Raw genomic sequence first — 23,558 nt, 5'->3', positions numbered from 1 at the left:
TGACGCCATTATTCATCCTGTTACAGTAGTGACATTATCCTGGTATAATAACCAACAGGCTAGCCGTGACTCATTCAGTATCTTTTGGCGCTTATCTCAGGGATCGACGGTCGCGTCTTGATCCTGTAGCGCTTGGTTTCTCCAATACCCGCAGGCGCACCCCGGGACTGCGACGAGAGGAAGTCGCTCAGCGCGCCAACATTAGTGCGACGTGGTATACGTGGCTGGAACAGGGGCGGGGTGGAGCGCCGTCAGCCGATGCGCTCGACCGCATAGCCAAAGGTCTGCTTCTCACGGAGTCTGAGCGCGGGCATCTTTACATGCTGGCGCTGGGTCATCCCCCAGAGGTAAAATACAGAATATCCGACGGGATTACGCCCCGCTTGCAACGGGTACTCGACGCTCTTGAATATAGCCCAGCTATTGTCAAAACGCCGCTTTGGGATATCGTAGCCTGGAACAAAGCCGCGGCTGCGGTGCTCACCAATTATGGTGAGCTGTCTCCCGACCAGCGCAACATTCTTAAAATCGTTTTCTGCACGCCTCATATACGCGAGATGCAGGTAGACTGGTCTCAACTCGCAAGATCTGTTGTTGCCGCCTTTCGTGCAGACGTGATCCGCGCAGGCGCCTCAACCGATGTGCAGCAATTCGTGACGGAGCTAGGGGCGCGCAGCCCCGAATTTCTGATGCTTTGGCAGAATAACGATGTCCTGCCTCAGGGTGAGGGGACGAAGCGCCTGCAGCATCCAGTCGTTGGTCTTATCGAGCTGGAATACTCCGGGTTCTCGGTGGAGGGCCGGCCCGACCTTGGACTTATCGTTTATAATCCCTCAAACGCTCGGGATCTGATGCGCATTCAGAAACTGATGGCTGTTCCGCATTGAGACGCGACGCATTGAGGCTTGCTTTCCAACGTGTGCGAAGTCGCGTTTGTGCGGGTTAGGTTGAAAAGGCGCGAGTAGCCTATGCTCACTTCTTTCTGCGAGTTGCGCCATCCTGTTCGTGTCGAGCCCAATTGTTGAGAGTCCTTAATTGTGGGTATTCCTGCTTCAAGGCTACGATGTCGGCCTTGAACCCGTCTAGGGCGATCCACTCGAACATCAAACGAAATTCCTCGGGCAGGCGTTTTCGCATGACAGAGGGGATCGTAAAGCCGCGACTGGGACGTATCCTAGCTCCCTTCAAGATTGACGCTGCGGAGCGGCCCGTCACGCTATCGCCTGCAAGTTCTATCGCTCGACCGAGGAACTGGTTTGGTTTCTCGAACGCCTCCGCAGCGAACCAGGCAACATCCTGCACCGAGACAAGCTGCATGGCCTGATCCGGCTTTAGATAGGTCTTCATCATCGAAAGCATCGTGATCCGGAAGATCAGACTGGAAAAGTTTTCCATGAAGGCCGCTGGACGCAAAATCGTAGCCTGCAAGCGCAGTGAGGCAATGTGCTTCTCGATCGCCCATTTGCTCTGGAAATGGGGCACGCCACTTCGTCGTTCTACCCCGCCTGCGGAGCATTGCACGAAATGCCGCACGCCACTTTCCTTCGCGAGGCTGGCGAGCCTCTTCCCCTGTCGCTCTTCGCCAGCTGGGCCAATCTTTATGGGCGACTGGACAGATAGAACGCCCCCAGCCCCATCAAGCGCCAATCGCAGGGAGTGTTCGTTGTCCAGATTACCATGGGCGAGCTCAACTCCATGCTTCGCCAGAGCGACTGCTTTTGGCGACCGCGGATCCCGAACAAGCGCACGAACGTGCCAATGCCCTCGACGTCGCATCTCGCGGATCGTGGCGCCGCCTTGTTGTCCGGTTGCGCCCGTAATCAGAATAACTGGTTTTGACATCTCGGCCCCCTTACTGGAGAGGCACAATAAGCCGTTCCCGTTGGACAAGGCAGATGCGGCATCGTAGACGCATTGTTCCATATCTGGAACACGACCCCATGAACTCAGATGATCTCGGCAGCTTTCTGCGCATCGCGGAGACCATGAGCCTCAGCGCAGCCTCGCGCGTCACGGGAACACCTAAATCATCGCTCAGCCGGGCATTGTCCCGTCTGGAGATAGAAATAGGGGCGAAGCTGTTCGAACGCGGCGCGCATGCCCTCAGACTGACAGAGGCCGGGCGCATACTCTCGATCCATGCTAGACGCGTCATGGACGATCTGAATGAGGCTACCGCGGCCCTCGATGGGGTGACGGGGCAACCTCGAGGCGTTCTAAAAATCAGCGCAGCAACGACATTCGCAATCGGACTGGTGGCGCCAATGCTGCCGCATTTTCTGCGAGACTACCCTGATCTGCGCGTCCATCTTGAAGCTGAGAACCGGATCGTCGATCTGGCGAGGAGGATGTCGACGTGGCAATCCGGATAGGGGCAATGGCTGACTCTGACCTGCTCGCCAGCAAGCTGGGGAGGATCGAATTATGGCCCTGCGCGAGCCCGGCCTACCTCTTGGAAAGAGGTAGGCCCCAAACGCCACACGACTTGGCCGATCACGAGTTGCTTGGGTGGACCGATCAACCGTCGATCTGGCGTTTTAGGGATCGCTCTGATCGCGAGCATCGCGTACCTGTCGCTGTTCGATCCGTCATACCGGAGCCTGCCGTCCTGCAGGTCGTCCTCGAAAACGGGGGAGGGGTCGGACGTCTACCTGCCTTCTTGGCAAGCCCCTTAATCGAGCAAGGGCGACTTGCGAGACTGCTCCCAGACTATGAGGCGGAGAAGGTGGAGGTACATGCCGTCTATGCGGCACATCGCAGCCTATCCTCCAAGGTTCGAGTTTTTATCGATGCCTTGCGTGGACATCTGACACTATAGCTACTCGTATTATCCTATGGGATACAGCTTATCGGCAGCGAAGGCGAAAGCTTTCTGATGTCATCTTTTTCTAACGTGCCCCGGCGCTGTTTGGCATTTCGCTAGGACCAGAACTCGATTACGCCCCAAAGGGACGACCTGTGGCTTTTGGCCACAGGCGTCTGGCCCTTAGTTCGGCTTTGCCATGTCGCCTTTCGAGTCATTGCTCATCGCGTCATGTTCCATCGGGTCGTGCTTCATCGCACTGCCCATCTTGTTCTTCTTTCCCATACCCTCTGACTTCATCATGCTGCCATGCTTGCCCATGGACCGCTTCGACATCCCGTGGGGCGCCATTTCGTCATTCGTCATGGCATGCTGCTTCATGCTGTCTGAGGACATGTCGCCGTGGGACATGCTGTCATGTGCCATAGCACCCTGCGACATCGTCCCTTGTGACATGGTGTCCTGAGCGAAGGTAGGGGCTCCCAGCAGCACTGTCGAAGAAAAGGCACAGGCAAGTGCGAGTGTACGAAAAGACATGATTACATTCCTGGATCGGTTCAAAGGATCGGACAATGGACGCGCCAGCTTCCGATATCTATTCTTTCGCATCAGGTTTGCCGCAGGTTACATGCCTGCGTGATTTTTTATGAACCGCCGAACCAGTCATAGCCCTGGTCTTCCCAATATCCGCCCGGGAAATGATTCGTGACCTCGATAGAGGCGAGATATTTCGGGTTTTTATAGCCGAGTTTTGTAGGGATGCGGATTTTCATCGGGGCGCCATAGGCGGGTGGGAGAGGGTTCCCACCGAAATCCAGCGCCATGATTGTCTGCGGATGAAGTGCCGTCGCCATATCGATACTCGTGCTGTAATCGTCAAAACAGCGGAAATTCACATATTTTGCCCGTAGATCGGCCCCGACATGTTGCAGGAATACAGAGAGCGGAACCCCCGACCAATCTCCGATAGCGCTCCAGCCCTCCACGCAGATATGTCGCGTGATCTGCCTTTTCTGCGGCAGGGTGCGAAACCGGGCGACCGACCAAGGGCTCTTGTCTGAAACAAGCCCGCTCACCTCCAGCCGCCAGGATGAAGTCTCGACGAGCCTTACGTCGCTCTCGTCATAATAGGCATTGAATGGAAAGGGATGTGTGATGCGCGACGAAGCAAATTCCCTTGCGAGGCGCTGACGGCTGAAAAGAAGCGCCTGCATCCGGTCGGTGAAGCGTGACATCAAGCTGAGGGCCTGTTCCACTGAGGCATTATCGTCCAGTGCGCAGCCTGACAGCAGGGAAAGTCCACCAAGCGAAAGGCTGCTCCGCAGGAAAAGCCTGCGTTCGAGCTTGCGCAACTCGGGCGCGACACCGTCGCGGTCGATTTTCGGCGGGCTCATGATGCGCTCCCCTTGTCGCTATCTGCCATGCGTCGCCCGAACACCATGCCCCACAAGGTGACAGGCACTATCAGAGCAAGCGCGACATGGAGCAAAAGAAAGCCCACAATCAGACTCATCATGGCGAAATGGATGCAGCGGGCAATGTCGTAGCCGCCGAATAACCAGGTCAGCCACCCGAGTTGCACGGGTTTCCAGATCGAGAGGCCCGTTGTGACCGTCAGAACAGCAACCACAAGCACGCCCGTATAAAGCACACGTTGCACGGCGTTGTAGTGACCGGCCTTATGGGAGAGCTTCAGGCGCAGGGCCTGCCCTATATCCCTCACCACAGATCCCGGTCCTGCGGGGCGCAGGTCATTGCGGAAATGCCCGCTTACGGCGCCATACACGACGTAAACCAGCCCCGCCCCCATCAGCACCCACATGGCAGCAAAATGCCAGGCAATGCCGCCGCCAAGCCATCCGCCAAGGGTGATGGCAGCGGGGAATTCGAAAGGCAGGATAGGGGAGGCATTGTAGATCTGCCAGCCACTGCCGATCATGACGAGCATGGCGAGCGCGCCTGCCCAGTGGGTGAGGCGTATGATCGGTGCAGGTGCGCGTCGCGATCGTGACATGGCAGTTCGTTCCCCGAGTCTTCTGGAAGCTGGTAGGGATTCCTTCGTGCGCAGGTCTCCAAAGGTTACGGCACGGGCTGAAAAAAACGATGCGGCTGCCCGTAACCTCTGCGCGGTGCAGCACGAAGGATGATGTGAAATTCAGCAAAAGGGCGAAGTTCATGACATCGCGTCGACAATTCTTCCTAGCTTCAGTCTGTCTGGCTCTGTCGGGCCGCGCCTGGGGTGCAGAACCTTATCCCGTGACGCATACTGCGGCTGAATGGCGGCACCTGCTTACACCGTTGCAATTCGAGATTCTGCGCGAGGCTGGCACCGAGACTCCTTGGTCCAGCCCGCTCCTGAACGAGCACCGACAGGGGCGTTTTGCCTGCGCGGGCTGCGCAACTCCGGCATTCGACTCACGCAGCAAGTTCGAGAGCGGGACGGGCTGGCCAAGTTTCACGGCAGCGCTGCCCCATGCTGTTCAGGAGCTTGGGGATGACAGTCTTGGCATGGAGCGCACGGAGGTACGGTGCGCGACATGCGGTGGTCATCTTGGCCATGTCTTTGATGATGGTCCCCAACCGACCGGATTGCGCTACTGCATGAACGGTGCAGCCCTTACCTTCAGGCCAGTCTGAGAGTTCGTATGATGATCAGAAAAAACGTGCTTGGCGTCGCGCTCGCCACATTCAGCCTTTATGGCATTCTGCACCAGGTCACCTCGCGGGCGTCTGCCTATCCGACCTTGCCTGAGCCCGTTATCGTGATAAAGACCGGTAACGACGAACCCATCGGGCAAATTATGGGATCCCCCAATGATTACCGTCCGGGGATGACCCCATCCAGTGTCGTTTTTGCGGGAGGGTGTTTCTGGGGGGTGCAGAGCATTTTCCAGCATGTGCGAGGCGTCACCGCGACCCGAGCCGGATATGACGGTGGCGCGCGTGATACAGCCCAATATGAACGCGTCAGCGAAGGCAATACCGGCCACGCGGAGTCCGTTGAGGTCGAGTATGATCCGACCCTCGTCAGCTTTGGTACGCTAATGCGGATATTCTTCACCGTGGCACTGGACCCGACGCAGATCGACCAGCAATTCCCCGATACGGGGTCGCAATATCGTTCGGTCATCTTCACGCGCACAGCTCAACAGGCACGTGAGGCAGAGGCCTATATCGCCCAGCTCGATGCCGCCCACATCTTTGCCCAGCCCATCGCAACGCGTGTTCAGCCTGACAAGGCGTTTACCGGAGCGGAGAGGGAGCATCAGAATTTCGCGGCGCGTTATCCGCATAACATCTATATTGAGACCTATGATGCCCCGCGGCTGGACGCTCTGCGTGCCAGCTTCCCGGCAAGCTGGCGGACAGAGCCAGTCCTCGCGCTTTCTACGACACCTGGGTCTTTACGTATGTCAAATGATAGCGGTAGGAAATGATTTCCGGTCACGCGTGAAGGCAGCAGATTTTTGACAGAAGCGGATTGGAGCCGTTGGATGGAGGCCGCGCAGGCAGGAGATGCACAGGCTTATCGTCTGGTGCTGGGCGAGGCACAGGCATGGCTGCGCCGTTTTTTCCTCAAACGCCTGCCGCTTTCAATGGTCGATGATGCCGTGCAGGACACCCTTATGGCGGTGCACGAGAAGCGTCACACCTTCGATCCTTCCCAGAAATTTGGTCCGTGGATTGCGGCGATTGCCCGTTACAAATGGATTGATCGCCTCCGGGCCGCCAGGCGTACACAGACGACCCTGCTTGATGAGACGGTGGCTGTGGGCGATCACGAGGAACAGGTGACCACGGCTCATGCACTGGAAAAGCTTCTGGCGCAGTTGAAGCCGGGGCCGGCAGAAGCGATCAGGTTGGTGAAGTTGCAGGGTTTGAGCATAGAGGAGGCAGCACGTCGCACAGGGCAATCCGCGACGCTGGTGAAGGTCAATATCCATCGTGGGTTAAGTCGTATGAGCACTCTGGTGATGGGAGGCAATGATGGTGAATGATCCCCTGATCGAGCAGTTTGTAACCGATCTTCGCCCCGTCCGGAGGCGCTCGCTCTGGCGCGATGCCTTGACCCTCGCGGTTCTCGCCGGGGTCGAGATTGGTGCAGTGCTCGGGTTTGGCCTGATGCGCCCTGACATGCCCCATGCCATGCACATGATGAGCTTCTGGTGGAAGGCAATCGGGCTGCTGCTGATCGTCGGGCTGGGCGGCGCTTCGGCGCTGGTCTCGCTCGACCCGACGCGTTCGCCCCGGCAGGGGCTGCGTCGGCTGGGCGTGACGGCTGTTGTTCTTTTTGCCCTTGGCTGGCTTGTGGATGCGCTTCAGGCTGGGCCAGAGGCGTTATGGCTCAGGCTGGATCCGGCGCACGGCATGGTTTGTGCACGCGAGATCGTAGAGCTTGCTCTGCCGGCTGTCCTCGCGCTGGGTGTTATCGTGCGCCGCGGCGCACCGGTTGATGTGCGCGGAACGGCGTGGGTCACTGGCATTGCCGGCGCGGCTTTTGGTGCGCTCGTCTTTGCTCTTGCCTGCCCCTTTGATGACCCGCTTTATCTCGTCGTCTGGTATTCATTGGCCTGTGCGTTGGTGCCTGCGGCACGCGTCTGGTGTTGCCCTGGTTGATACGCTGGTAGGTCCGGGCGATGCATTGTGCATCGCCCGATGCGATTGGGTATAATCGGTCAGATTGCGCTGTCTTTCTGGAACTTGTCCTGCGTTCTAAGCTCGAAATCCGAGCTGTCATGGCGTTCGCGAAGCTGGGAAGAGAGCGGGCCTGAGAGCCTGTTCACCATCCGGCCCCGCTGGACAGCAGGGCGTTCGAGCAACCGGGCTGACCACGCCTGCACATGGGAATACTCCTGAACGCTCAGAAACTGTGCAGCATCATTATAGAGCCAGCCTTCAACAAGGCCGCCATACCAGGGAAAGATTGCCATATCGGCAATTGTATAGGTGTCGCCCGCTATATAGTCATGCCGGGCAAGCTGCCGGTCGAGAACGTCCAGCTGGCGTTTGGTCTCCATGGCAAACCGGTTGATTGCATATTCGATCTTCTCAGGGGCGTAGGCATAGAAATGGCCAAAACCGCCGCCGAGATAGGGTGCGCTGCCGACCTGCCAGAAAAGCCAGTTCAGACAGGCCGTACGCGATGGAACATCCCGAGGCAGAAAAGCCGCGAATTTCTCGGCAAGATAAAGCAGGATCGATCCTGATTCGAAAACGGGAGGGGGGTGCCCCCGCTTTGGTCGACCAGCGCCGGGATCTTGGAATTCGGGTTGATGGCTGTAAAGCCCGATCCGAACTGATCGCCATCCCCTATATTGATCAGCCAGGCATCATATTCCGCCCCCTCATGTCCCAGGGCCAGGAGTTCCTCCAGCATGATCGTCACCTTTACCCCATTGGGCGTACCCAGTGAGTACAGCTGGAGCGGGTGATGCTACGGGGAGGTTCTTTTCATGCGTCGGCCCGGCGACAGGGCGATTGGTGCTGGCGAATTTGCCGCCATTCTGTTTGTCCCATGTCCAGACGCTGGGCGGTGTATAGTTTTCCGAAGCGGTCATGAGCGCTGCTCCCGATTGTGGATAGGGAAATTGGATGGGAAGAGGGCCCTTTGTGCCTGATCGTCCATATCTGTCTTGAATGCGTGCCTCTTCATGAGCGCCTGCACGCGCGACACGGCCGAGCGGGCGTTGATGTCGTGCATGAAGCGATCAAGTGCAGGCCAGCGCTCGAGCGGATAATCTTCCTTGAGCACACGGGGCGCACGCTCCAGCCAGCCCCAGGCAGACATATCGGCAATCGTGAAAGTATCGCCCACGATGTAACGGCGGTCCGTGAGGTGCTGGTCGAGAACTGTGTAATGTCGTTCGACCTCGCGCCTGTACCGATTGACGCGTAGTCCAGCCCGGCGGGCGCTGCATGCTGAAAATGCACGGCCTGACCGGAAAAAGGCCCAAGCCCGGATGCGATAAACATCAACCATGACAGCAATTCAGGCCGGTCCGCGGGGGTCCCAAGATATTGCCCGGTCTTTTCAGCAAGATAGAGCAGTATTGCATTGGAATCGAACACGCGTGTTGCCGGGCCCGCAGGACCTTCGGTGTCGATAATGGCAGGCACCTTGCCATTGGGGTTGATCGCGAGAAACGCCGGGTCATGCTGATCACCCTTGCGGGTATCGACCGGTATGGCCTCATAGGGCAAACCGGTTTCCTCGAGCATGAGGCGATTTTCGCCGGGTTGGGCGTGGGATGGAAATAAAAACGGATCATGATAGCTCACCCTTGCGAAACCATGTCAGTCTGATTGGCAGTATGGGCGGGTCCTGCTGACGCTCCACCGTACTGGTGATCGCAATCCTGTGGTTATCACGGAGCCCTAGACCGCGGCCGCACCACCGTCGACAATGAGGTCAATGCCTGCAACATAACTGCTTTCATCAGAAGCCAGAAAGAGCGCGGCCGCAGCAAGTTCCTCTGGCTGCCCCAATCGCTTCATGGGCACGGCTGCAGCCCATTCACGCTTGACGGCTTCGGCACCTTCCGGCGTATCGGCCTGGCTGTCCATGATCGGTGTGTCGAACGGTCCGGGGCTGAGGGTATTGATCCGTATGCCGCGTTCAACCAGTTCGGCCGTCCAGGTTCTGGACAGGCTGCGTATTGCAGCCTTGCTTGCGCTGTATGTGCCATAGCCAGGCACACCCTTATTGGCAGCGATGGATGAGACAAGGATGACTGAGCTGCCAGACCGCAACAGGCCAAGTGCCTTGCTGATCGTGAAATACAGGCCTTTCACGTTGATATCGAACGTCCGATCGTAATTGGCTTGTGTTGCCTGTTCGAGTGTTTGAGGCAGAACGATACCGGCATTGGCGACCAGAATATCGATAGCCCCACGTTCACGCCGTATCGTTTCCACCATGCGTTCGATATCGCCGGGGAGACTGACATCGGCCTGTATAGAGGCGGCCTGACTACCCAATGCCGCGACAGCCCGGTCAAGCTCGGCCTGTCGCCGACCGGTGATATAGACAAATGCGCCTTCAGCGATGAAACGCGTTGCGATGGCAAGTCCGAGCCCGCTGCTTCCTCCGGTCACAAGGGCTGTTTTTCGATGCAGTTTCGTCATAACTGTTCCTTTTCGAAGGCAGATTGCCGTGAAGTACTCACGAAGCGCGAGAGGGGCGCGGAGAGGTTCGTGAACGCCGCAGGCTGGATGTCATCGGGAGCGCGAGACGAGGCCCGTTCTACCGGCAGGGTACAGTACTTGGGTGAGGGCTCAGAGCAGACCGCGATGGCCTTCATACTCTTCGCTTTTGTCGAGTCCACGCTCAGCAATGATCTTCGCAGCGACAGGCATGACACCGGAAATGGCGGGGAAGCCGACATAAGGGAGCATCTGTATCAGAGCCTCCTCAATTTCCTTCAGCTTCATACCGTGATCGAGCGCAAAACCCATATGGAGGCCGAATTCATGGGGCTGGCGCAGCGCAACCATGACGGTCATGGTGATGAGACTTCGACGCGCCTGATCGAGCCCTTCACGTGTCCAGATGTCCTCAAAGACATGATCGACTGCATACCCGGCTATGCTGCGCCGAAAGTCCCTGACTGTGATGCCGCGATAAGCTTGGCGGATTGTTCGTCACCCATCAAATGGCGAGTGAAGCTATTGCCCATGTCATTGGAGCGCATATCTCTCTCCGTATCCTCAGTGAAAAACTCCGCCCCTGCGCGAGCCGGGGCGGTATGGATGGAGCGATCAGTCGGCCGACTGGGTAGCGTGGCTCAGGGCAGGAAGCATGTCGGCAGGTTCCGGGCGACGCGTATAATCCGGGTTGACCTCGGCATAGAGAATGACGCCGTCCTGACCGATGACGAAGCGGCCAGGCATGGGCAGCGTCCAGCTGTCGTCACCATTGAAACCGGGCAGATCATTCTTGAGATTCTTGTAAAGCTCAATCAGATAATCAGGCAGGGTGAAGCGAAGGCCAAACTGCGCGGCGACGTCATTATGCGTGTCAGACAGGATCGGAAATTGCAGTTCATTCTGGCGGACTGATTTTCGGCTGTTCACCGCAGTTTGCGGGGAGATTGCGATCAGATGGGCGCCAAGCTCACGAAATGAGGGAAGTGCCGCTTCGAGAGCCTGCAATTCCATGTTGCAGTAAGGGCACCACACACCGCGATAAAAGCTGATGACCAAAGGCCCCTTGGCCAGAAGATCAGCAGAAGAGACAGGGTTACCCTCGGGGTCGTTCAGCGTAAAAACGGGTGCCTTGTCTCCGGCTTTGAGGGCTTTTTCCGCAGCGCCGGACGCAACCAGCTCGGCGGTGGCACGGTGCATGGTTTCGATGACGCTATGCGGAACGTTATAGGGGGGCTTTCCGGCTTCGAAATCGGTCTTGAAGGCGTCGAGCTTTGCCTGAAGTGTCATGGGTTCGTTTCCTCGAAATCTGGTGACGGATCTGACGATAGGAGGTCGCCGTACCGGAGGGATGATGGCAGGGGCGACTAATGGTCATTCCTTGGTGGAATAACCACGGTGGTTATTGCTCTGCTGTCGAGGCGTCGAAGAAGGGATAATCGGTGTAGCCACGAGCATCGCCGCCGTAGAAGGTCGAGCGGTCGTAATCTGTCAGAGCAAGGTCCCCGCGCAGGCGCGCAGGCAGATCGGGATTGCTGATGAAATGCCGGCCGAAGGCGACGGCATCGGCATCACCGGATGCGAGCACGGCTGCGGCACTGTTTTTGTCAAACCCACCTGCCGCGATCAGCGTGCCCCGAAATCTCTCACGCAGATCACGCGCGGCCACAGGTTCGCTCTCGGCGATGAGTTCCGTGCCCTTGATGCGGGGTTCAACCACATGCAGATAGGCGATGCCGAGCCTGTCCAGCTGCTTCGCCACATAACCGAAGGTTTCTCTTGGGTTGCTGTCTGACATCGAGCCGTAGGTGCCACTTGGGCTCAGTCGAACACCCACGCGGTCTGCCCCCCAGACGGATATGACTGCCTGGGTCACTTCCAACAGAAAGCGGGCGCGGTTCTCGATCGGGCCACCATACTCATCGGTGCGGTGGTTGGTACCGTCCTGCAGGAACTGGTCTGGCAGATAGCCATTGGCGCCATGAATTTCCACGCCATCAAAACCTGCCTGCTTTGCCCTTGCGGCACCTTCTGAACTGCTCGATCACCGCGGGAATTTCCTCCAGCGAAAGGGCACGCGGCATGGAAAACGGGGCAGGGCCACTGGGCGTATAGGCGTCGCCTTCTGCCTTGATTGCAGAGGGTGCGACCGGGGCTGCACCACCCGGCTGCAGATCAGGATGCGACTGTCGCCCTACGTGCCACAACTGCATGACAATCTTGCCACCGCGTGCATGAACGGCTTCGGTCACCTTGCGCCACCCGTCTATCTGGGAGTCGTCATAGATGCCCGGCGCGCCGGCATAGCCGTGTCCCTCGAGCGCAACAGGTGTTGCCTCTGAGATGATAAGACCGCCGGGTGAGCTGCGCTGGCTGTAATACAGCGCCATGAGGGCATTGGCCTTGCCAGTATGGTCCGACCGCATGCGCGTAAGGGGTGCCATGACGATTCTGTGGCCGAGCGACAGCGCCCCGGCATTGAAGGGCGTAAAAAGTTTGTTCATGGGAATAACCTCGGAGCGATCAGAAAAGGATCAGTTTTGGGCGGCGAGCGTCTCCACCCGGGCGATACCGCGCTGAACGCCAGGTCTGGCCGCAATCCGCTCGTACCAGCGGGCGATATGAGGGGTGTCATCGAGGGTGAGGCCGGGAAAACTGCGCCGCCAGAGCCAACCGAAATGGGCAATATCAGCGATAGTAAAATGATCGCCTGCCACGAAATCCCGGTGCGCCAGCAAGGTGTCGAGCACATGCAGGACGCGTTTTGCCTCTTTGTCGAAGCGCTCGATCGCGAAAGGCAGTTTCTCGCTGGCGAAACGCTGGAAGAAACCCGATTGGCCGAAGGCGGGGCTCAGGGCAGAGGCGTGAAAGAAAAGCTGCTCGAAAACGCGCGCCCGTTCGGCCCCGGTTGCAGGGAGGAGGCAGCCGGTTTTTTCAGCCAGGGACACGAGTATGGCTGCAGACTCTGTGAGGACGAGCTTCTCATCTCTCGCGTCGTGATCAACCAGTACGGGAACCTTCTGGTTGGGATTAAGCGTCGTAAAGGCCGTGGTACCCTGTTCGCCTTGCCGGATATTGATGCCGTGTAGCGCATAGGCGAGATCGAGCTCTTCCAGCGCGATGGTGACCTTGACGCTGTTGGGCGTCGCGAAAGCGTAGACCTCAATCATGAGCGGTTCCTCCACCAGGTTTTGCAAGGAGAGCGGAGAGCGCCGGGAGAAGGGCAGCGACCATGGCTTGTGGCAGGTCACCCGTGAGCTGATAGGCCGAGATGAAATGCGACACCGGTCGTGTTGACACGGCGTTGGTGAAATGAACGATCATCCTGAAGCCTGCTCCATCCTTCCCCGATGCTGACCGGGTTGCAGGTCTGGTTTGCCTCTGTTTCACTGGGCATGGCAGATGGCTCGATGCGATAAGCATCATTCCCCGGAGGAATAGGATGGACCGATATCAGGCGATGACCACGTTCGTGCGTGTGGTCGAAACGGGTTCATTCTCAGCAGCAGCACGGCAGCTTCATGTCGGTCAGCCCGCTGTGTCGAAAATCGTGGCACAGCTGGAAGCAAGGCTACAGGTCAGCCTGCTCATACGCTCCACTCATGGCCTTACACCCACCGAAGCAGGGCAGGCATATTATGAACGCGCACGCAATGCGCTTCAGGAAGCCGACGAAGCGGAGCTGGCCGCGCGTGGTGCGGGGAACGGTCTGTCCGGGCGTTTGCGTGTATCGGCGGCGACAACATTTGCACGATTGCATATCATACCGCGGCTACCAGCGTTTCTCGATGCGCATCCGCAGCTCGATGTGGATATTCTGCTTGATGACCGGATGATCGATCTCGTGGCCGAGGGGGTTGATATCTCGTTGCGTATGGGGGCTTTGGCCGATTCCTCAGCGGTCGCGCGCAAGCTGGCGACGGGAAAACGTTCGGTGCTCGCCACACCGGCCTATCTGGCGCGTGCGGGCATGCCGTTGGTTCCTGCCGATCTGGCTGATCACAACGCGATCGTTTACAGTCAGCTCCCCAATGTCTGGTCATTTCACAGGGATGGCTCGGCCGTCTCGGTGTCCGTCGCGGGGCGTCTTAGGGTCAGCGCTGCCGAGGGCCTGCGGGCAGCCATACTCGCTGATATGGGCCTGACCATCACCTCGGACTGGATGTTTGCCCCTGAACTGGAGAGCGGCGCCGTAACGCGCCTGTTTCCGGCGTGGTCTTTGCCTGATATCGACCTGTGGGCTGTCTTCCCCATGGGGAGAATGATGACCGCAAAGGCAAGGCAATTTGCAGATTTTGTTCAGGGCTTGATGGAATGAAAGCAAGATGCCGCCGTTTGGTGCGCATACTGTCTTTTGCGATATTCAGAAAGACAAGGGCTGGCGTTGCGATCGCGTTGGCTCAGCTATGCTAGCAAAGCAGATTTCTGATGAAGCTCCAAGGGCGGCTCAGCCTCGGATCGATTTGGTTTGCCGTTTGCGCCATGCAACTCGCTCAGCAAAGCAGCCTTTCGAAAAGTAGGGAGACTACAAGAGATAACGGTATCTTATGCACTAATTGCAATCATCCATACGGGAAGAATACCGATGTCCCGACATTCCCCATTTGTCGAAGCGGCCTTGAAATCTCACCCAATCATTCCAAACCGATGTTTGCCTCCAGTCGAAGTCTCTGGTTTTGGCGGCCGCGCAGCTTTCGGTGTTACGGACCATACTCCTACAATTTGCAAAGCAAAATCACTCTCGTGAGACCCATAACTATACTGAAATAATTGGACGGATCAGTGTGGAGATGAGCGCGCAGCCCTGAAAGTGTGCCAGCTATGCTGGGACGTTGAGGCGGAGTTCGACATCGACAGGTCAACGATGGGTGGTGCCTGACCCGATATGTTGCTCTCTTCAATCCGCTACAGTCGGCCTTGGCCATTCCATTCGGGAATAAGCGTTATTGCCATTACCCCGCTCCCCAAGCGAGAGGAAAATACGAAATCTCCGTTTCCTGATTGTCATATTGGCAAGCAAGAATACAGGAGTTTTCATAATGACGACTAATGCGTTCAAGCTGCATGATATCGAAAATGCACCGAAGGCATCAGCAGACATTCTCAACGGGGTACAGCAGGCCTAGGGCTTTATCCCCAACTTGCATCGCGTTCTAGCCGAGAGCCCTGCGGCGCTTGAGGCATACGCTACCTTGTGGGGGATTGCTGAAAAAACGAGCTTCTCTCCCGTCGAACGGAATATTGCCTATCTGTCGATCATCTATGAAAACGAGTGCATCTATTGCATGGCAGGTCACACCAACCTTTCGCGCATGGCAAAAGTCGACGATGCGTCAATCGAGGCGATCCGTGAGGGGAAGGCCCTTGCTGACCCCAAGCTTGAAGCCTTGCGCAAATTCGCGGCGCTGGTGACACGCAATCGTGGCGTCCTAAGCGAAGCCGATGTCGACGCATTCAAGGCTGCTGGCTACACTAATCAGTCCGTACTCGACGTACTGGTACTTGCAGCCACCAAGCTGATCTCGAATTATACTAACCACCTCGCCCACACACCTTTGGACAGCTTCATGGCGGGTGCCGAATGGACCGCTCCGGGCAAACTGCGAGTAACAGACTGAACGCAGCACGTTTCGGCAAACAGCCGAAGGACGTCCTTCGGCCGAGGTGTCGTGGGGGTGTCTCGATACGCCCCCGCGCTCATCGGCTGAACCTCAAATTTGTTTATCAGGGAGGCTTCCATTGGATAAGTCCATTCTCATCACAGGCGCGTCGAAAGGCATCGGGCGGGCGGCAGCGCAGGCGCTTGCTGACACGGGCTGGCACGTTATCGGCGTAGCCCGTTCAATTGCGGGAGGATTTCCGGGCGAGTTCATCTCGTGCGATCTGACTGATAGCGACGCGATCCGGAAGCTGGCCAGAGATGTCGTCAGCCGTGGGAACGTGCTGGGCGTCGTCAATAATTTCGGCATTGCGAGACACGAGCGCTTTGAGAGCGTCACGGACCTGGACTTTATGGCGCTGCTTGTCCAACCTCCGCCCGGCATTACAGATTACGCAGGCTTTGCTTCCAGGGATGCGCGATGCCAAGTTTGGGCGCGTAGTAAATATTGGCAGTCTCACCACGCGCGGATTGCCCTATCGTGCCGGGTATGCGGCGGCAAAGTCTGCACTCGAGAGCCTCACGCGGACGATCGCGATCGAATACGCTGCATACGGCATTACAGCGAACGTTGTTGCCCCGGGCCCAACGGAGACAGAGCTGTTTCGTGCAAATAATCAGCCCGGTAGCGACGGCGAGGCGCGATATCTTGCAGGTGTGCCTGCCGGACGGTTTGGCCGCCCCGAAGAAATCGCAGCAGCGATTTCTTTCTTCTGCTCAGACCTTGCCAGCTTCATTACAGGCCAGTCGCTTTTCATCGACGGCGGTAGCAGTCTGGGAAAAGGATGATCGATATCGGAAGCGGCTCCGCGAACATACTGCATCGTAGCAAGCGTGAAACAAAATCCGCATAGCTTAGTCTCGTATCGTCTTCCCCTGATAGAGTCACTCGTCGGCACGCGTAGTTGAGCGTGGCTCGCCTCACGACGCGTGATAATGCTATGTCGGCAAAAATTCTGGCGGTTACACACCAGGGTGGAGACATGCCTCAGAGGAGAGGCTTTTGGGCCTTATAACCCCCGTTCAGTCCCCTGCCCCTACTTCCGATAATAAGAAAAAACGGAAATAGGTAAATGGCGGCAAACAGCCATTTTCCTTGGTCCTCGATCTTATCACCCTAATAAACCATGAGCTCGACGTAACGATCATCTTTACATCGTCAATATAATGTATTGCCTTACGCGCATGGAGATCGAGAGTATCAACCACAGAGGCCTCCGACCCGTTTTTGAGACGGGAAATGCTAAAGGGCTGGTCGGCGACCTAGGCTGATTACGAAAAGTGCTCGCCTTCATCGACGCTGCGGAGTCGCTCGATGATTTCACGGTGCCTCCGAAATTTGGCCTGCATCCTTTGATCGGAGAGCGGGCAGGCACCTGGTCCATGACCGCCACTAAAAACTGGCGGCTTGCTTTTCGTCTCAATGAGCAGGGGCAACTCTGCGATATGGCTTTGGAGGACTACCATGGCGCTTAAGATGCATAGCTCGCTCGCAGTCCACGTCGGGGAGTGGATCAAAACCGAGCTTCTTGAGCCTCAGAATATCAGGATCAACACTGTCGCCGAGCATCTGGGTGTTTCCCGCCAGGCGATCAGCGCCCTTCTAAATGGAAGGTGCGGACTAACTGCAGAAATGGCGATCCGCTTCGAGAAGGCCTTTAGCGTGCGTGCCGAAACGCTGATGAGAATGCAAGGAGCCTTCGACCTTGCCCACGCAAGAGCGTATGCGAGCGATATGCTCGTTCAACATTTCGGGCTTTTGGAAATGTCCGAGACCTCAATATAGCAGATATGATGCAGGAAAAAGCAGTTACCCGCGCAAAGGGCAACCGACTACTCAAGCCAGACTGTCAGGCTTCAACGTCTCGCCAGGCGCAGACAGGACCGGGACATCAGAAAGCCCCTTGCCGGGAAGCCTGTCCATCCTTTGTCATGACGAGACTGAGCGGGCCCTGGCACTTATCGACGGCTCTACTGCTTCCTTCGAAAACCTCAACCATGCAGCGTTATCGTCAATAAAATTATCAATACTCATTAATGTTCGACAATATCGTTAAAGATCAATTAGGATTGATGTTAGGGCAGATTTTAATACTGTTTTTATAATGGAAAAAGCGTAAGGCGCATGGCAACAGAAATGTTGCAGGTGTATCTATAATGAAACGCAGTATTGCGCGTCTTTCTCTCCTCTCCGTATTTGCAGGGGTGTTTGCGGCAGCCCCATGTCTTGCTGCCGTAGAAAAAGAGACAAGCCCGGCGTCGCCGGCGGCTTCTCCTGCGACTGTTTCTGGATCGGTCGGCGACTGGACCTATCGTTGCATCTATCCCGCCGGTTCTCTGAATGGTGCGCCGAATGTTTGCACGGTCGAGCAACGTCTCTTCAAGCAGGAGGCCGATAAGAAAGACGTGCCCATCGGAGGGGTGATTCTGGCGAAAGCGACGCCGGACGCGGCCAAGATGCCGATAGCAAGCCGTCCCTGGCGTCTGACGCTCATGACGCCGTTGGGACTGTCGCTGGTCAAACCCTCCCATCTGATTGCAGACAGCAATCCCCCTCTGACCCTTGTCTGGCAGAGCTGCATTGCGACGGGTTGTCTATCGGTTCTGGAACTGAACGATCAGCAGGTGCGCGTCCTTCGTCATGGAAAGGAAGGGCATATGCAAATCAGCAAACTGCTCGATGGTGTCCTGACGATCAACTTTGCTCTGAACGGACTGGATGGCGCGCTGAGCGCGACAGAGCGATTGATGGCGCAGCTTCGGCGCACTGATTTTTCTGCATTTGAGCTTCTGATTTGGTTTTGTGGTCATGTCTGCATCGCGCGCCCTCCGTCCTGCCCTGACGGGTGTGTTTTGTCTGATCAGCTTCCCTGTTGCGGCTGCCCAGGCGCAAATGCGGCAGATCCGCCAGCAATCATGCCAGCAGGTCCCGGATCCTCTCAGGATCAGTTCCAGCGTTTCAGACAGCGTCAGCAGCAGCTGGATATGCTGCCTCCACCAGACAGCAACACCCAGTTTCGTAATCCGTCTCCCATAAAAGGCGGGGGAAGCTGCGTCCGGGTGTGGTCGCTTTCAATCGAGGATGCGCCGCATTTGAGCGATGCAGCCAGGAGGGGGGTGATCCAGCGCTACGCAGGACGCTGCCTCGGGGTCAGCGAGTTCAATCACGCACTCGACGATATCAACCGCGCCTATGTGCAGCAGGGTAATGTCACGTCCCGTGCCTATCTGCCCGAGCAGTCCCTGCAGTCCGGCAGGCTGCGCATCGTGGTGATAGAAGGGACGCTTTCTTCGATCCAGTTTGCCGGTATCCAAGCGCGGCATCATGAACTCATGGGGTTCCCTGGGTTGCGGGACCATTTGCTGAACCTGCGCGATCTCGAGCAGGGTCTGGACCAGATGAACCGTATGCCGAACTGGTCGGCGAAAATGCAGATCGTCCCCGGTAACAAGCCGGGGAGCTCTTCAGTTGTCATCCAGGAGCAAAATCCCGGCATCCTGCACGGGCAAGTCTGGGCAGATAATAATGGACAATACCAGACCGGGCATGAAACGGGTCATGCACTACTGACGGCTCAGGATGCGTTGGGCCTGCTGGATATGTGGTCAGTCGAATATGACCACTCTCTGGTGGGATCTGCAGGTCACCGAGGCACGCAGTATTTTTCAGCTGATGGTTCGATCCCCTACGGCAAATGGTCGGTGTTCAGCGGGTTCTGGATGTCTGATGATGTTTATCACCTGCAGACACTGGGTGAGGATTATCGTCTCGGCGGGCGTCGCCGTGATTTCCGCTTTGGCGTTTCACGCGTTGTCGCGCGCAATAGTGTCGGGGTAACGACCCTTCAGGCGCTTTACGAACTCAAATCATTCAACTCAACGCTCAACCATGTCCGGCTGAATACGCAAAGTGCACGCCAGGCCTCGGTCGTGACCCAGGCCAGTGAGTCGCTCAAAGCCCTTGGCGGGCTTTGGTATATTACGCTCGGTGTTCGTTTCGGCACAGACGGCGCAGGCACAAGGTCAAGTTTCGCGCATCCGATAGAGAGCGAGCCGCACACAAGATACGTCAAGCCAGCACTGGATATTGATGGCTACGAGCCTCTTCCGTTCGGGTTATCCTGGCACGTCTCCTTTCATGGCGAACTCAGTTCACGCAATCAATTCGCGACGGAGCAATTGCAGCTCGGCGGCCCCTACACGGTACGCGGCTTCCTGAGCCAGATGCTGGTGGGGAACAAGGGGCTCTATGTCCGCGACGACATCTCCTATCGCCTGGCCCCGCTCGATCTTCATGAACACTGTGGCGTGTACCGGGGCTTCTGTCGCCTGTTTGTCGACGGCACAGAATTCTACGGGATCATTGATGGCGGGTTCGTGAAGCTCGGATACCGAGCAGATAATCTGCCGCCAGCACTGCGAGGGGGATCCATTGCCGGTGCCGGCTTCGGGCTGCGCAAGGTCAGCGGCCCGGTGTTCTGGGGGGCGTCTGCAACACACGCCATTGCTCATGGCCCTCTCCCTGACGAGGGCTGGATTGCTGCATTCCAGGCAGGAGTGCGCTTCTGATGAATGACACGCGCATGAAGAAAAACCTTCGCAAACTCCTGGCGGTTTTTCTTTCCGCAGATATGGCCCTGTTTCCCGCCGTAGCGAGCGCTCAACAAGCCGCGCCGTCAATCGTGATTGATAATCACACGATGCCGAGCGCCCCTGCGCCCAATCTGGACCGAACCGCCAATGGCGTGCAGCAGCTCAACATCGCCACGCCCAACGGCGCACGTCTGTCGCATAACATGTTCACGGAATACGGGGTCGAGCAGAAGGGCCTTATCCTCAACAATGCGACAAAGGCGACCCAGACGCAGCTAGGCGGGTATGTTTACGGCAATGCCAACCTGAACGGGACCAGTGCAAAGGTCATCCTCAATGAGGTAACGGGCCCCCATGCCAGTCAGATGCTGGGCACCACAGAGGTTGCCGGGCAGCAAGCCAATGTCGTTGTAGCCAACCCCAATGGCATCACGTGTAACGGATGCGGCTTCGTCAATACGAGCCGGGTGACGCTTGCCTCCGGTCACTCCGAGATCGACACAACAGGCAAGCTCGCTGCGCTCAAGGTGCAGGATGGTTATGTAGCGTTCGAAGGGCAGGGGGGTAATTTTACCGCAGTCCCGGTTCTCGACATCCTTAGCCGTCGCGTGACGTTCAATGCCCAGGTCAACGCCCAGAACGCGCGTCTTGTCGTCGGACAGAACCGTATCGATTACGAAACAGGTCAAGTTCATCCGCTCGACAAGGATGGAAGCCCGGCACCGGCTTTTGCAATCGACAGTACCGCGTTGGGCGGGCTCTATGCCGGACAGATCTCCATGCTGGTCAATGAGGCTGGCGCAGGTGTTCGTGTCAATGGCACAATGGCTGCCAATGCCGGTGACATGACCCTTACAGCGGATGGTCAACTCGTCCTGAACGGGAAGATGAGTGCATCCGGCCGGATCGAAATGGCAGCTGGAGAGATGCAGCAGGCAGGATCGATCCAGTCGGGGACCTCAATGCAACTGACATCGACCGGGGCTATCACCCAGTCAGGTCTGATCGACTCACAGCAGGGGCTCGCGCTTTCGGCTGCAAGTCTGCGCAATACGGGCTCCCTGAAAGCGGCTGGGGGCGCCGGCATTCGTATTGCGGCACATAACGACGTGCGCAACAGCGGTACGATCGCAGCGAGCGGCGGGGCTCTTTCTGCATCAGGGCGGCTTATCAGTAATGAGACTGGCGGTGTTCTGGCGGCGCAGGGGCAACTCGACCTGCAGAGCGCAGGAGATATTGCCAATAGTGGACAAATTGCGTCACAGGGTAGTTCGATTACACTCCGGGCAAACGGCAAATTTGCACAGAGCGGCGGTGAACTTGCGGCCCAGGGCGGGGCTCTTGTGATCACCGCCAACGCGATCGCCAACGACGAAACAAGCCGTATAGCCTCGCGTGACGCCATGCACTTTACGGCGACGCAATTTGGTAATGCTGGGAGCATTATCGCCGGACAGGAACTGTCTTTCGAAACTGGTCTATCCCTGGCCAATTCGGGCAATATTCAGGCTTACAGTTTGTCGGGAGCGGCTCTTCAGTCTCTGAGAAATTCCGGCACGCTTCAGGCCGTGTCCGGTGCCTTGTCTCTCTCGGTGCAGACAGCGTTGCGCAATAGCGGTACGCTTTATGGCGCGACGGGTGCGGCGATAAGGCAGGTGGCGCGCTCGATAATAGTGATGGCCAGATCGGCGCGGGGAGTGGCGCGGTCTCTGTCTCTGCTGGCTCTGTTGCCAATAACCGAGGCACGATCGTCGCTTCTGCCGGGGCGCTCGGACTGACGGCATCGGGCGATATCGACAATAGTGACGGCACGCTTTCAGCCAAGGGCGGCGCCTTGTCCGTTTCGGGGCAGGCGTTGACGAATAACGGGTCTGGTGTCGTTTATGCATCAGGGTCCCTGACAGCCACACTGGCACAGTATAACGCCACGCAGGGGGCGTCTGTGGCATCAGATGCCACGCTCGACCTTACCGCCTCGGGTACCGTTCAGAATGACGGGCAGCTCCTGTCGGCGCAGGGTATGACGCTCGCCGCCCAGGGTGGTCTGGTCAATGATTCCCACGGTCAGATGGTTGCTACAACGGGTGGTCTGTCAATCACGGCACAGGGCCCTGGTCTGACCAATAACGGTCAGCTCGGTACGCTGGATAGCGGCGCGGTCTCTCTGAATGGCGCGCGCTATGCAGGGTCCGGGCTTGTGCAGTCTGCGGACAGTTTGACGCTGCGTATAGACGGATTGGCGTCGGTCGGTGGGTCACTGCTGGCAGGCAAGGGCGATCTGTCGCTGACTGCCGGTGCCCTGTCCTCATCCGGGCAGATCGGAGCGCAAAACGGTTCGCTGGGCGTGTTTGTTCAGGACGCCCTGCGCAACAGCGGTACGCTTTATGGCGCGACGGGTACGACGATCAGGGCGGGTGGCGCGCTCGATAACAGTGATGGCCAGATCGGTGCGGGGAGTGGTGCGGTCTCTGTCTCTGTCTCTGCTGGCTCTGTTGCCAATAACCGAGGCAGGATCATCGCTTCTGCCGGAGCGCTCGGTCTGACGGTATCGGGCGATATCGACAATAGTGACGGCACGCTTTCGGCAAAGGGCGGCGCCTTGTCCGTTTCGGCACAGACGCTGACGAATAACGGGGCGGGTGTCATTTATGCGTCCGGGCCTCTGACAGCGACACTGGCACGATATAACGCCGCACAGGGTGCTTCCCTAGCCTCGGATGCCACGCTGGATCTCACCGCTTCGGGTAATGTTCAGAACCAGGGCTTGGTGCAATCTGTAAACGCCATGTCAATCAAGGCCGACGGTGGACTCGATAACGGGCCTTCAGGCAGATCATAGCGTCTGACGGTAATCTCGACATATCCGCTCAGGGATCAGGTCTTAATAATGATGGCAAGATAGGCACGGTCAACACAGGCACTGTGCAGGTTCGTGCAGCAACGATGACCGGTGCCGGTCTGGTGCAATCTGCCGATGGGCTGGATATTGCGGCGGTCGGCAATGTTGCAATGACAGGCTCGCTTTTAGCTGGGCGTGGCGACCTGACCTTGTCATTCGATGATTTCGCGTCTTCCGGAGAGATCGGTGCCCAGGCAGGTGCGCTCAGACTGTCGTCGCGCAACACCCTGCGCAACAGCGGCACGCTTTATGGCGCGACGGGTGCGACGATCAGGGCGGGTGGCGCGCTCGACAACAGTGACGGCCAGATCGGTGCGGGGAGTGGTGCGGTTTCGGTCTCTGCCGGGTCTGTTGCCAATAACCGGGGCAGGATCATCGCCTCGTCCGGGGCACTCGGTCTGACCGTATCGGGTGATATCGACAATAGTGACGGCACGCTTTCAGCCAGGGGCGGCGCCTTT

At 57.6% G+C, this 23,558-nt stretch carries 26 protein-coding genes and 4 pseudogenes; 16 read left to right on the top strand and 14 right to left on the bottom strand.

The features are described 5' to 3' along the window. Positions 1 to 65: 65 nt before the first annotated feature. The gene (locus tag JCM25414_RS11725) at positions 66 to 887 is read left to right on the top strand and encodes a helix-turn-helix transcriptional regulator (RefSeq protein WP_025841765.1); all 822 of its coding nucleotides are present in this window, start codon (positions 66 to 68) and stop codon (positions 885 to 887) included. 85 nt (positions 888 to 972) lie between these two features. On the opposite strand, the gene JCM25414_RS11720 is transcribed toward JCM25414_RS11725, so the two are convergent. After that, positions 973 to 1,842: an NmrA/HSCARG family protein gene (locus JCM25414_RS11720; protein WP_025841764.1), complete on the bottom strand. Its 870-nt coding sequence runs from the start codon at positions 1,840 to 1,842 to the stop codon at positions 973 to 975. 53 nt (positions 1,843 to 1,895) lie between these two features. Between JCM25414_RS11720 and JCM25414_RS19745 the strand changes: the two are divergent. Further along, a pseudogene (locus JCM25414_RS19745) lies at positions 1,896 to 2,818 on the top strand (LysR family transcriptional regulator). A 168-nt stretch (positions 2,819 to 2,986) separates the two neighbouring features. On the opposite strand, the gene JCM25414_RS11710 reads toward JCM25414_RS19745, so the two are convergent. The 3 genes from JCM25414_RS11710 to JCM25414_RS11700 form a co-directional block, all read right to left on the bottom strand. Continuing rightward, a complete protein-coding gene (locus tag JCM25414_RS11710; RefSeq protein WP_025841763.1) occupies positions 2,987 to 3,340 on the bottom strand; it encodes a pentapeptide MXKDX repeat protein in 354 nt (117 codons plus the stop codon). Between the two features lie 107 nt (positions 3,341 to 3,447). Further along, a complete protein-coding gene (locus JCM25414_RS11705) occupies positions 3,448 to 4,197 on the bottom strand; it encodes a molybdopterin-dependent oxidoreductase (RefSeq protein WP_025841762.1) in 750 nt (249 codons plus the stop codon). Further along, the gene (locus JCM25414_RS11700) at positions 4,194 to 4,817 is read right to left on the bottom strand and encodes a cytochrome b/b6 domain-containing protein (RefSeq protein WP_025841761.1); all 624 of its coding nucleotides are present in this window, start codon (positions 4,815 to 4,817) and stop codon (positions 4,194 to 4,196) included. The genes JCM25414_RS11705 and JCM25414_RS11700 overlap by 4 nt, the downstream gene beginning before the upstream one ends. A 161-nt stretch (positions 4,818 to 4,978) precedes the next feature. Between JCM25414_RS11700 and msrB the strand changes: the two genes are divergently transcribed. The 4 genes from msrB to JCM25414_RS19740 are packed head-to-tail and all read left to right on the top strand — an operon-like array spanning position 4,979 to position 7,420. Then, positions 4,979 to 5,440: a peptide-methionine (R)-S-oxide reductase MsrB gene (gene msrB, locus JCM25414_RS11695; protein WP_025841760.1), complete on the top strand. Its 462-nt coding sequence runs from the start codon at positions 4,979 to 4,981 to the stop codon at positions 5,438 to 5,440. A gap of 8 nt (positions 5,441 to 5,448) precedes the next feature. Continuing rightward, positions 5,449 to 6,240: a peptide-methionine (S)-S-oxide reductase MsrA gene (gene msrA, locus JCM25414_RS11690; RefSeq protein ID WP_025841759.1), complete on the top strand. Its 792-nt coding sequence runs from the start codon at positions 5,449 to 5,451 to the stop codon at positions 6,238 to 6,240. A 30-nt stretch (positions 6,241 to 6,270) separates the two neighbouring features. Beyond that, positions 6,271 to 6,801, top strand: coding sequence for a sigma-70 family RNA polymerase sigma factor (locus JCM25414_RS11685; protein ID WP_025841758.1), 531 nt, complete (start codon positions 6,271 to 6,273; stop codon positions 6,799 to 6,801). Further along, positions 6,791 to 7,420 (top strand): NrsF family protein, encoded by a 630-nt coding sequence (locus JCM25414_RS19740; RefSeq protein ID WP_051535857.1) that lies wholly within the window; start codon positions 6,791 to 6,793, stop codon positions 7,418 to 7,420. The genes JCM25414_RS11685 and JCM25414_RS19740 overlap by 11 nt, the downstream gene beginning before the upstream one ends. Positions 7,421 to 7,479: 59 nt before the next feature. Here the strand turns inward: JCM25414_RS19740 and JCM25414_RS27115 are convergent, their stop codons facing one another. From JCM25414_RS27115 to JCM25414_RS23390, 10 genes and pseudogenes are all read right to left on the bottom strand, one after another. Then, the gene (locus JCM25414_RS27115) at positions 7,480 to 7,836 is read right to left on the bottom strand and encodes a glutathione S-transferase C-terminal domain-containing protein (RefSeq protein ID WP_456303457.1); all 357 of its coding nucleotides are present in this window, start codon (positions 7,834 to 7,836) and stop codon (positions 7,480 to 7,482) included. A 92-nt stretch (positions 7,837 to 7,928) separates the two neighbouring features. Further along, complete coding sequence (locus JCM25414_RS27110; RefSeq protein WP_456303455.1) at positions 7,929 to 8,180, bottom strand: hypothetical protein; 252 nt, start codon at positions 8,178 to 8,180, stop codon at positions 7,929 to 7,931. A gap of 177 nt (positions 8,181 to 8,357) precedes the next feature. Further along, positions 8,358 to 8,783 carry a glutathione S-transferase family protein gene (locus tag JCM25414_RS27105; RefSeq protein WP_456303456.1) on the bottom strand — a complete coding sequence of 142 codons (426 nt, stop codon included), beginning with the start codon at positions 8,781 to 8,783 and terminating at the stop codon, positions 8,358 to 8,360. Positions 8,784 to 8,884: 101 nt separating this feature from the next. After that, a pseudogene (locus tag JCM25414_RS27100) lies at positions 8,885 to 9,004 on the bottom strand (glutathione S-transferase N-terminal domain-containing protein); the annotation flags it as partial. Between the two features lie 174 nt (positions 9,005 to 9,178). Then, on the bottom strand, positions 9,179 to 9,928 hold the full coding sequence (locus JCM25414_RS11665; RefSeq protein ID WP_025841757.1) for an SDR family NAD(P)-dependent oxidoreductase: 750 nt from the start codon (positions 9,926 to 9,928) through the stop codon (positions 9,179 to 9,181). A 150-nt stretch (positions 9,929 to 10,078) separates the two neighbouring features. Then, the gene (locus JCM25414_RS22520; protein WP_277911327.1) at positions 10,079 to 10,390 is read right to left on the bottom strand and encodes a carboxymuconolactone decarboxylase family protein; all 312 of its coding nucleotides are present in this window, start codon (positions 10,388 to 10,390) and stop codon (positions 10,079 to 10,081) included. A gap of 171 nt (positions 10,391 to 10,561) precedes the next feature. Beyond that, a complete protein-coding gene (locus JCM25414_RS11655; RefSeq protein ID WP_025841756.1) occupies positions 10,562 to 11,236 on the bottom strand; it encodes a peroxiredoxin-like family protein in 675 nt (224 codons plus the stop codon). A gap of 112 nt (positions 11,237 to 11,348) precedes the next feature. Beyond that, positions 11,349 to 12,450: pseudogene (locus JCM25414_RS19720) on the bottom strand (alkene reductase). 30 nt (positions 12,451 to 12,480) lie between these two features. Next, positions 12,481 to 13,116, bottom strand: a complete 636-nt coding sequence (locus JCM25414_RS11645; RefSeq protein WP_025841755.1) for a glutathione S-transferase family protein — start codon at positions 13,114 to 13,116, stop codon at positions 12,481 to 12,483. Further along, positions 13,109 to 13,270 carry a hypothetical protein gene (locus JCM25414_RS23390; protein ID WP_159101759.1) on the bottom strand — a complete coding sequence of 54 codons (162 nt, stop codon included), beginning with the start codon at positions 13,268 to 13,270 and terminating at the stop codon, positions 13,109 to 13,111. Before JCM25414_RS23390 ends, JCM25414_RS11645 begins: the two co-directional genes overlap by 8 nt. A gap of 118 nt (positions 13,271 to 13,388) precedes the next feature. Here JCM25414_RS23390 and JCM25414_RS11635 point away from each other — a divergent pair, with 118 nt between their 5' ends. The 10 genes and pseudogenes from JCM25414_RS11635 to JCM25414_RS19695 form a co-directional block, all read left to right on the top strand. After that, positions 13,389 to 14,264 (top strand): LysR family transcriptional regulator, encoded by an 876-nt coding sequence (locus JCM25414_RS11635; protein WP_025841754.1) that lies wholly within the window; start codon positions 13,389 to 13,391, stop codon positions 14,262 to 14,264. An 823-nt stretch (positions 14,265 to 15,087) separates the two neighbouring features. Then, positions 15,088 to 15,564, top strand: coding sequence for a carboxymuconolactone decarboxylase family protein (locus tag JCM25414_RS19715; protein WP_199897631.1), 477 nt, complete (start codon positions 15,088 to 15,090; stop codon positions 15,562 to 15,564). A 46-nt stretch (positions 15,565 to 15,610) separates the two neighbouring features. Continuing rightward, positions 15,611 to 15,904: pseudogene (locus JCM25414_RS26100) on the top strand (SDR family NAD(P)-dependent oxidoreductase); the annotation flags it as partial. A 115-nt stretch (positions 15,905 to 16,019) separates the two neighbouring features. Next, a complete protein-coding gene (locus JCM25414_RS26095; RefSeq protein ID WP_277911323.1) occupies positions 16,020 to 16,394 on the top strand; it encodes an SDR family oxidoreductase in 375 nt (124 codons plus the stop codon). A gap of 492 nt (positions 16,395 to 16,886) precedes the next feature. Then, positions 16,887 to 17,081 carry a type II toxin-antitoxin system RelE/ParE family toxin gene (locus JCM25414_RS19705; protein WP_242403538.1) on the top strand — a complete coding sequence of 65 codons (195 nt, stop codon included), beginning with the start codon at positions 16,887 to 16,889 and terminating at the stop codon, positions 17,079 to 17,081. Continuing rightward, positions 17,071 to 17,391: a HigA family addiction module antitoxin gene (locus tag JCM25414_RS11615; protein ID WP_025841753.1), complete on the top strand. Its 321-nt coding sequence runs from the start codon at positions 17,071 to 17,073 to the stop codon at positions 17,389 to 17,391. Before JCM25414_RS19705 ends, JCM25414_RS11615 begins: the two co-directional genes overlap by 11 nt. Before the next feature lie 371 nt (positions 17,392 to 17,762). Continuing rightward, positions 17,763 to 20,174, top strand: a complete 2,412-nt coding sequence (locus JCM25414_RS19700; RefSeq protein ID WP_025841752.1) for a ShlB/FhaC/HecB family hemolysin secretion/activation protein — start codon at positions 17,763 to 17,765, stop codon at positions 20,172 to 20,174. Positions 20,175 to 20,188: 14 nt separating this feature from the next. Beyond that, the gene (locus JCM25414_RS11605; RefSeq protein WP_206777960.1) at positions 20,189 to 21,976 is read left to right on the top strand and encodes a two-partner secretion domain-containing protein; all 1,788 of its coding nucleotides are present in this window, start codon (positions 20,189 to 20,191) and stop codon (positions 21,974 to 21,976) included. Next, entirely contained in the window at positions 21,883 to 23,037 is a 1,155-nt protein-coding gene (locus tag JCM25414_RS11600) for a hypothetical protein (RefSeq protein WP_369346065.1), read from the top strand. Before JCM25414_RS11605 ends, JCM25414_RS11600 begins: the two co-directional genes overlap by 94 nt. 83 nt (positions 23,038 to 23,120) lie before the next feature. Further along, a partial coding sequence (locus tag JCM25414_RS19695) for a hypothetical protein (protein WP_035443332.1) occupies positions 23,121 to 23,558 on the top strand: 438 nt, incomplete at its 3' end.

The sequence above is a fragment of the Asaia platycodi JCM 25414 genome, assembly GCF_000614545.1.
In the GTDB taxonomy this organism is placed as follows: Bacteria; Pseudomonadota; Alphaproteobacteria; order Acetobacterales; family Acetobacteraceae; genus Asaia; species Asaia platycodi.
Note: the sequence above shows the minus strand (reverse complement) of the source record. Positions and strands in the feature narration are given on the sequence as shown.

Excerpts from the sequence above, each read along its gene's own strand:
- JCM25414_RS11720 (WP_025841764.1), bottom strand. The coding sequence starts at position 1,842 with ATGTCAAAACCAGTTATTCTGATTACGGGCGCAACCGGACAACAAGGC.
- JCM25414_RS11710 (WP_025841763.1), bottom strand. The coding sequence starts at position 3,340 with ATGTCTTTTCGTACACTCGCACTTGCCTGTGCCTTTTCTTCGACAGTG.
- JCM25414_RS11705 (WP_025841762.1), bottom strand. The coding sequence starts at position 4,197 with ATGAGCCCGCCGAAAATCGACCGCGACGGTGTCGCGCCCGAGTTGCGC.
- JCM25414_RS11700 (WP_025841761.1), bottom strand. The coding sequence starts at position 4,817 with ATGTCACGATCGCGACGCGCACCTGCACCGATCATACGCCTCACCCAC.
- msrB (WP_025841760.1), top strand. The coding sequence starts at position 4,979 with ATGACATCGCGTCGACAATTCTTCCTAGCTTCAGTCTGTCTGGCTCTG.
- msrA (WP_025841759.1), top strand. The coding sequence starts at position 5,449 with ATGATGATCAGAAAAAACGTGCTTGGCGTCGCGCTCGCCACATTCAGC.
- JCM25414_RS19740 (WP_051535857.1), top strand. The coding sequence starts at position 6,791 with ATGGTGAATGATCCCCTGATCGAGCAGTTTGTAACCGATCTTCGCCCC.
- JCM25414_RS27110 (WP_456303455.1), bottom strand. The coding sequence starts at position 8,180 with ATGCTGGAGGAACTCCTGGCCCTGGGACATGAGGGGGCGGAATATGAT.
- JCM25414_RS27105 (WP_456303456.1), bottom strand. The coding sequence starts at position 8,783 with ATGGTTGATGTTTATCGCATCCGGGCTTGGGCCTTTTTCCGGTCAGGC.
- JCM25414_RS11665 (WP_025841757.1), bottom strand. The coding sequence starts at position 9,928 with ATGACGAAACTGCATCGAAAAACAGCCCTTGTGACCGGAGGAAGCAGC.
- JCM25414_RS11655 (WP_025841756.1), bottom strand. The coding sequence starts at position 11,236 with ATGACACTTCAGGCAAAGCTCGACGCCTTCAAGACCGATTTCGAAGCC.
- JCM25414_RS11645 (WP_025841755.1), bottom strand. The coding sequence starts at position 13,116 with ATGATTGAGGTCTACGCTTTCGCGACGCCCAACAGCGTCAAGGTCACC.
- JCM25414_RS23390 (WP_159101759.1), bottom strand. The coding sequence starts at position 13,270 with ATGATCGTTCATTTCACCAACGCCGTGTCAACACGACCGGTGTCGCAT.
- JCM25414_RS11635 (WP_025841754.1), top strand. The coding sequence starts at position 13,389 with ATGGACCGATATCAGGCGATGACCACGTTCGTGCGTGTGGTCGAAACG.
- JCM25414_RS26095 (WP_277911323.1), top strand. The coding sequence starts at position 16,020 with ATGCGCGATGCCAAGTTTGGGCGCGTAGTAAATATTGGCAGTCTCACC.
- JCM25414_RS11615 (WP_025841753.1), top strand. The coding sequence starts at position 17,071 with ATGGCGCTTAAGATGCATAGCTCGCTCGCAGTCCACGTCGGGGAGTGG.
- JCM25414_RS19700 (WP_025841752.1), top strand. The coding sequence starts at position 17,763 with ATGAAACGCAGTATTGCGCGTCTTTCTCTCCTCTCCGTATTTGCAGGG.
- JCM25414_RS11605 (WP_206777960.1), top strand. The coding sequence starts at position 20,189 with ATGAAGAAAAACCTTCGCAAACTCCTGGCGGTTTTTCTTTCCGCAGAT.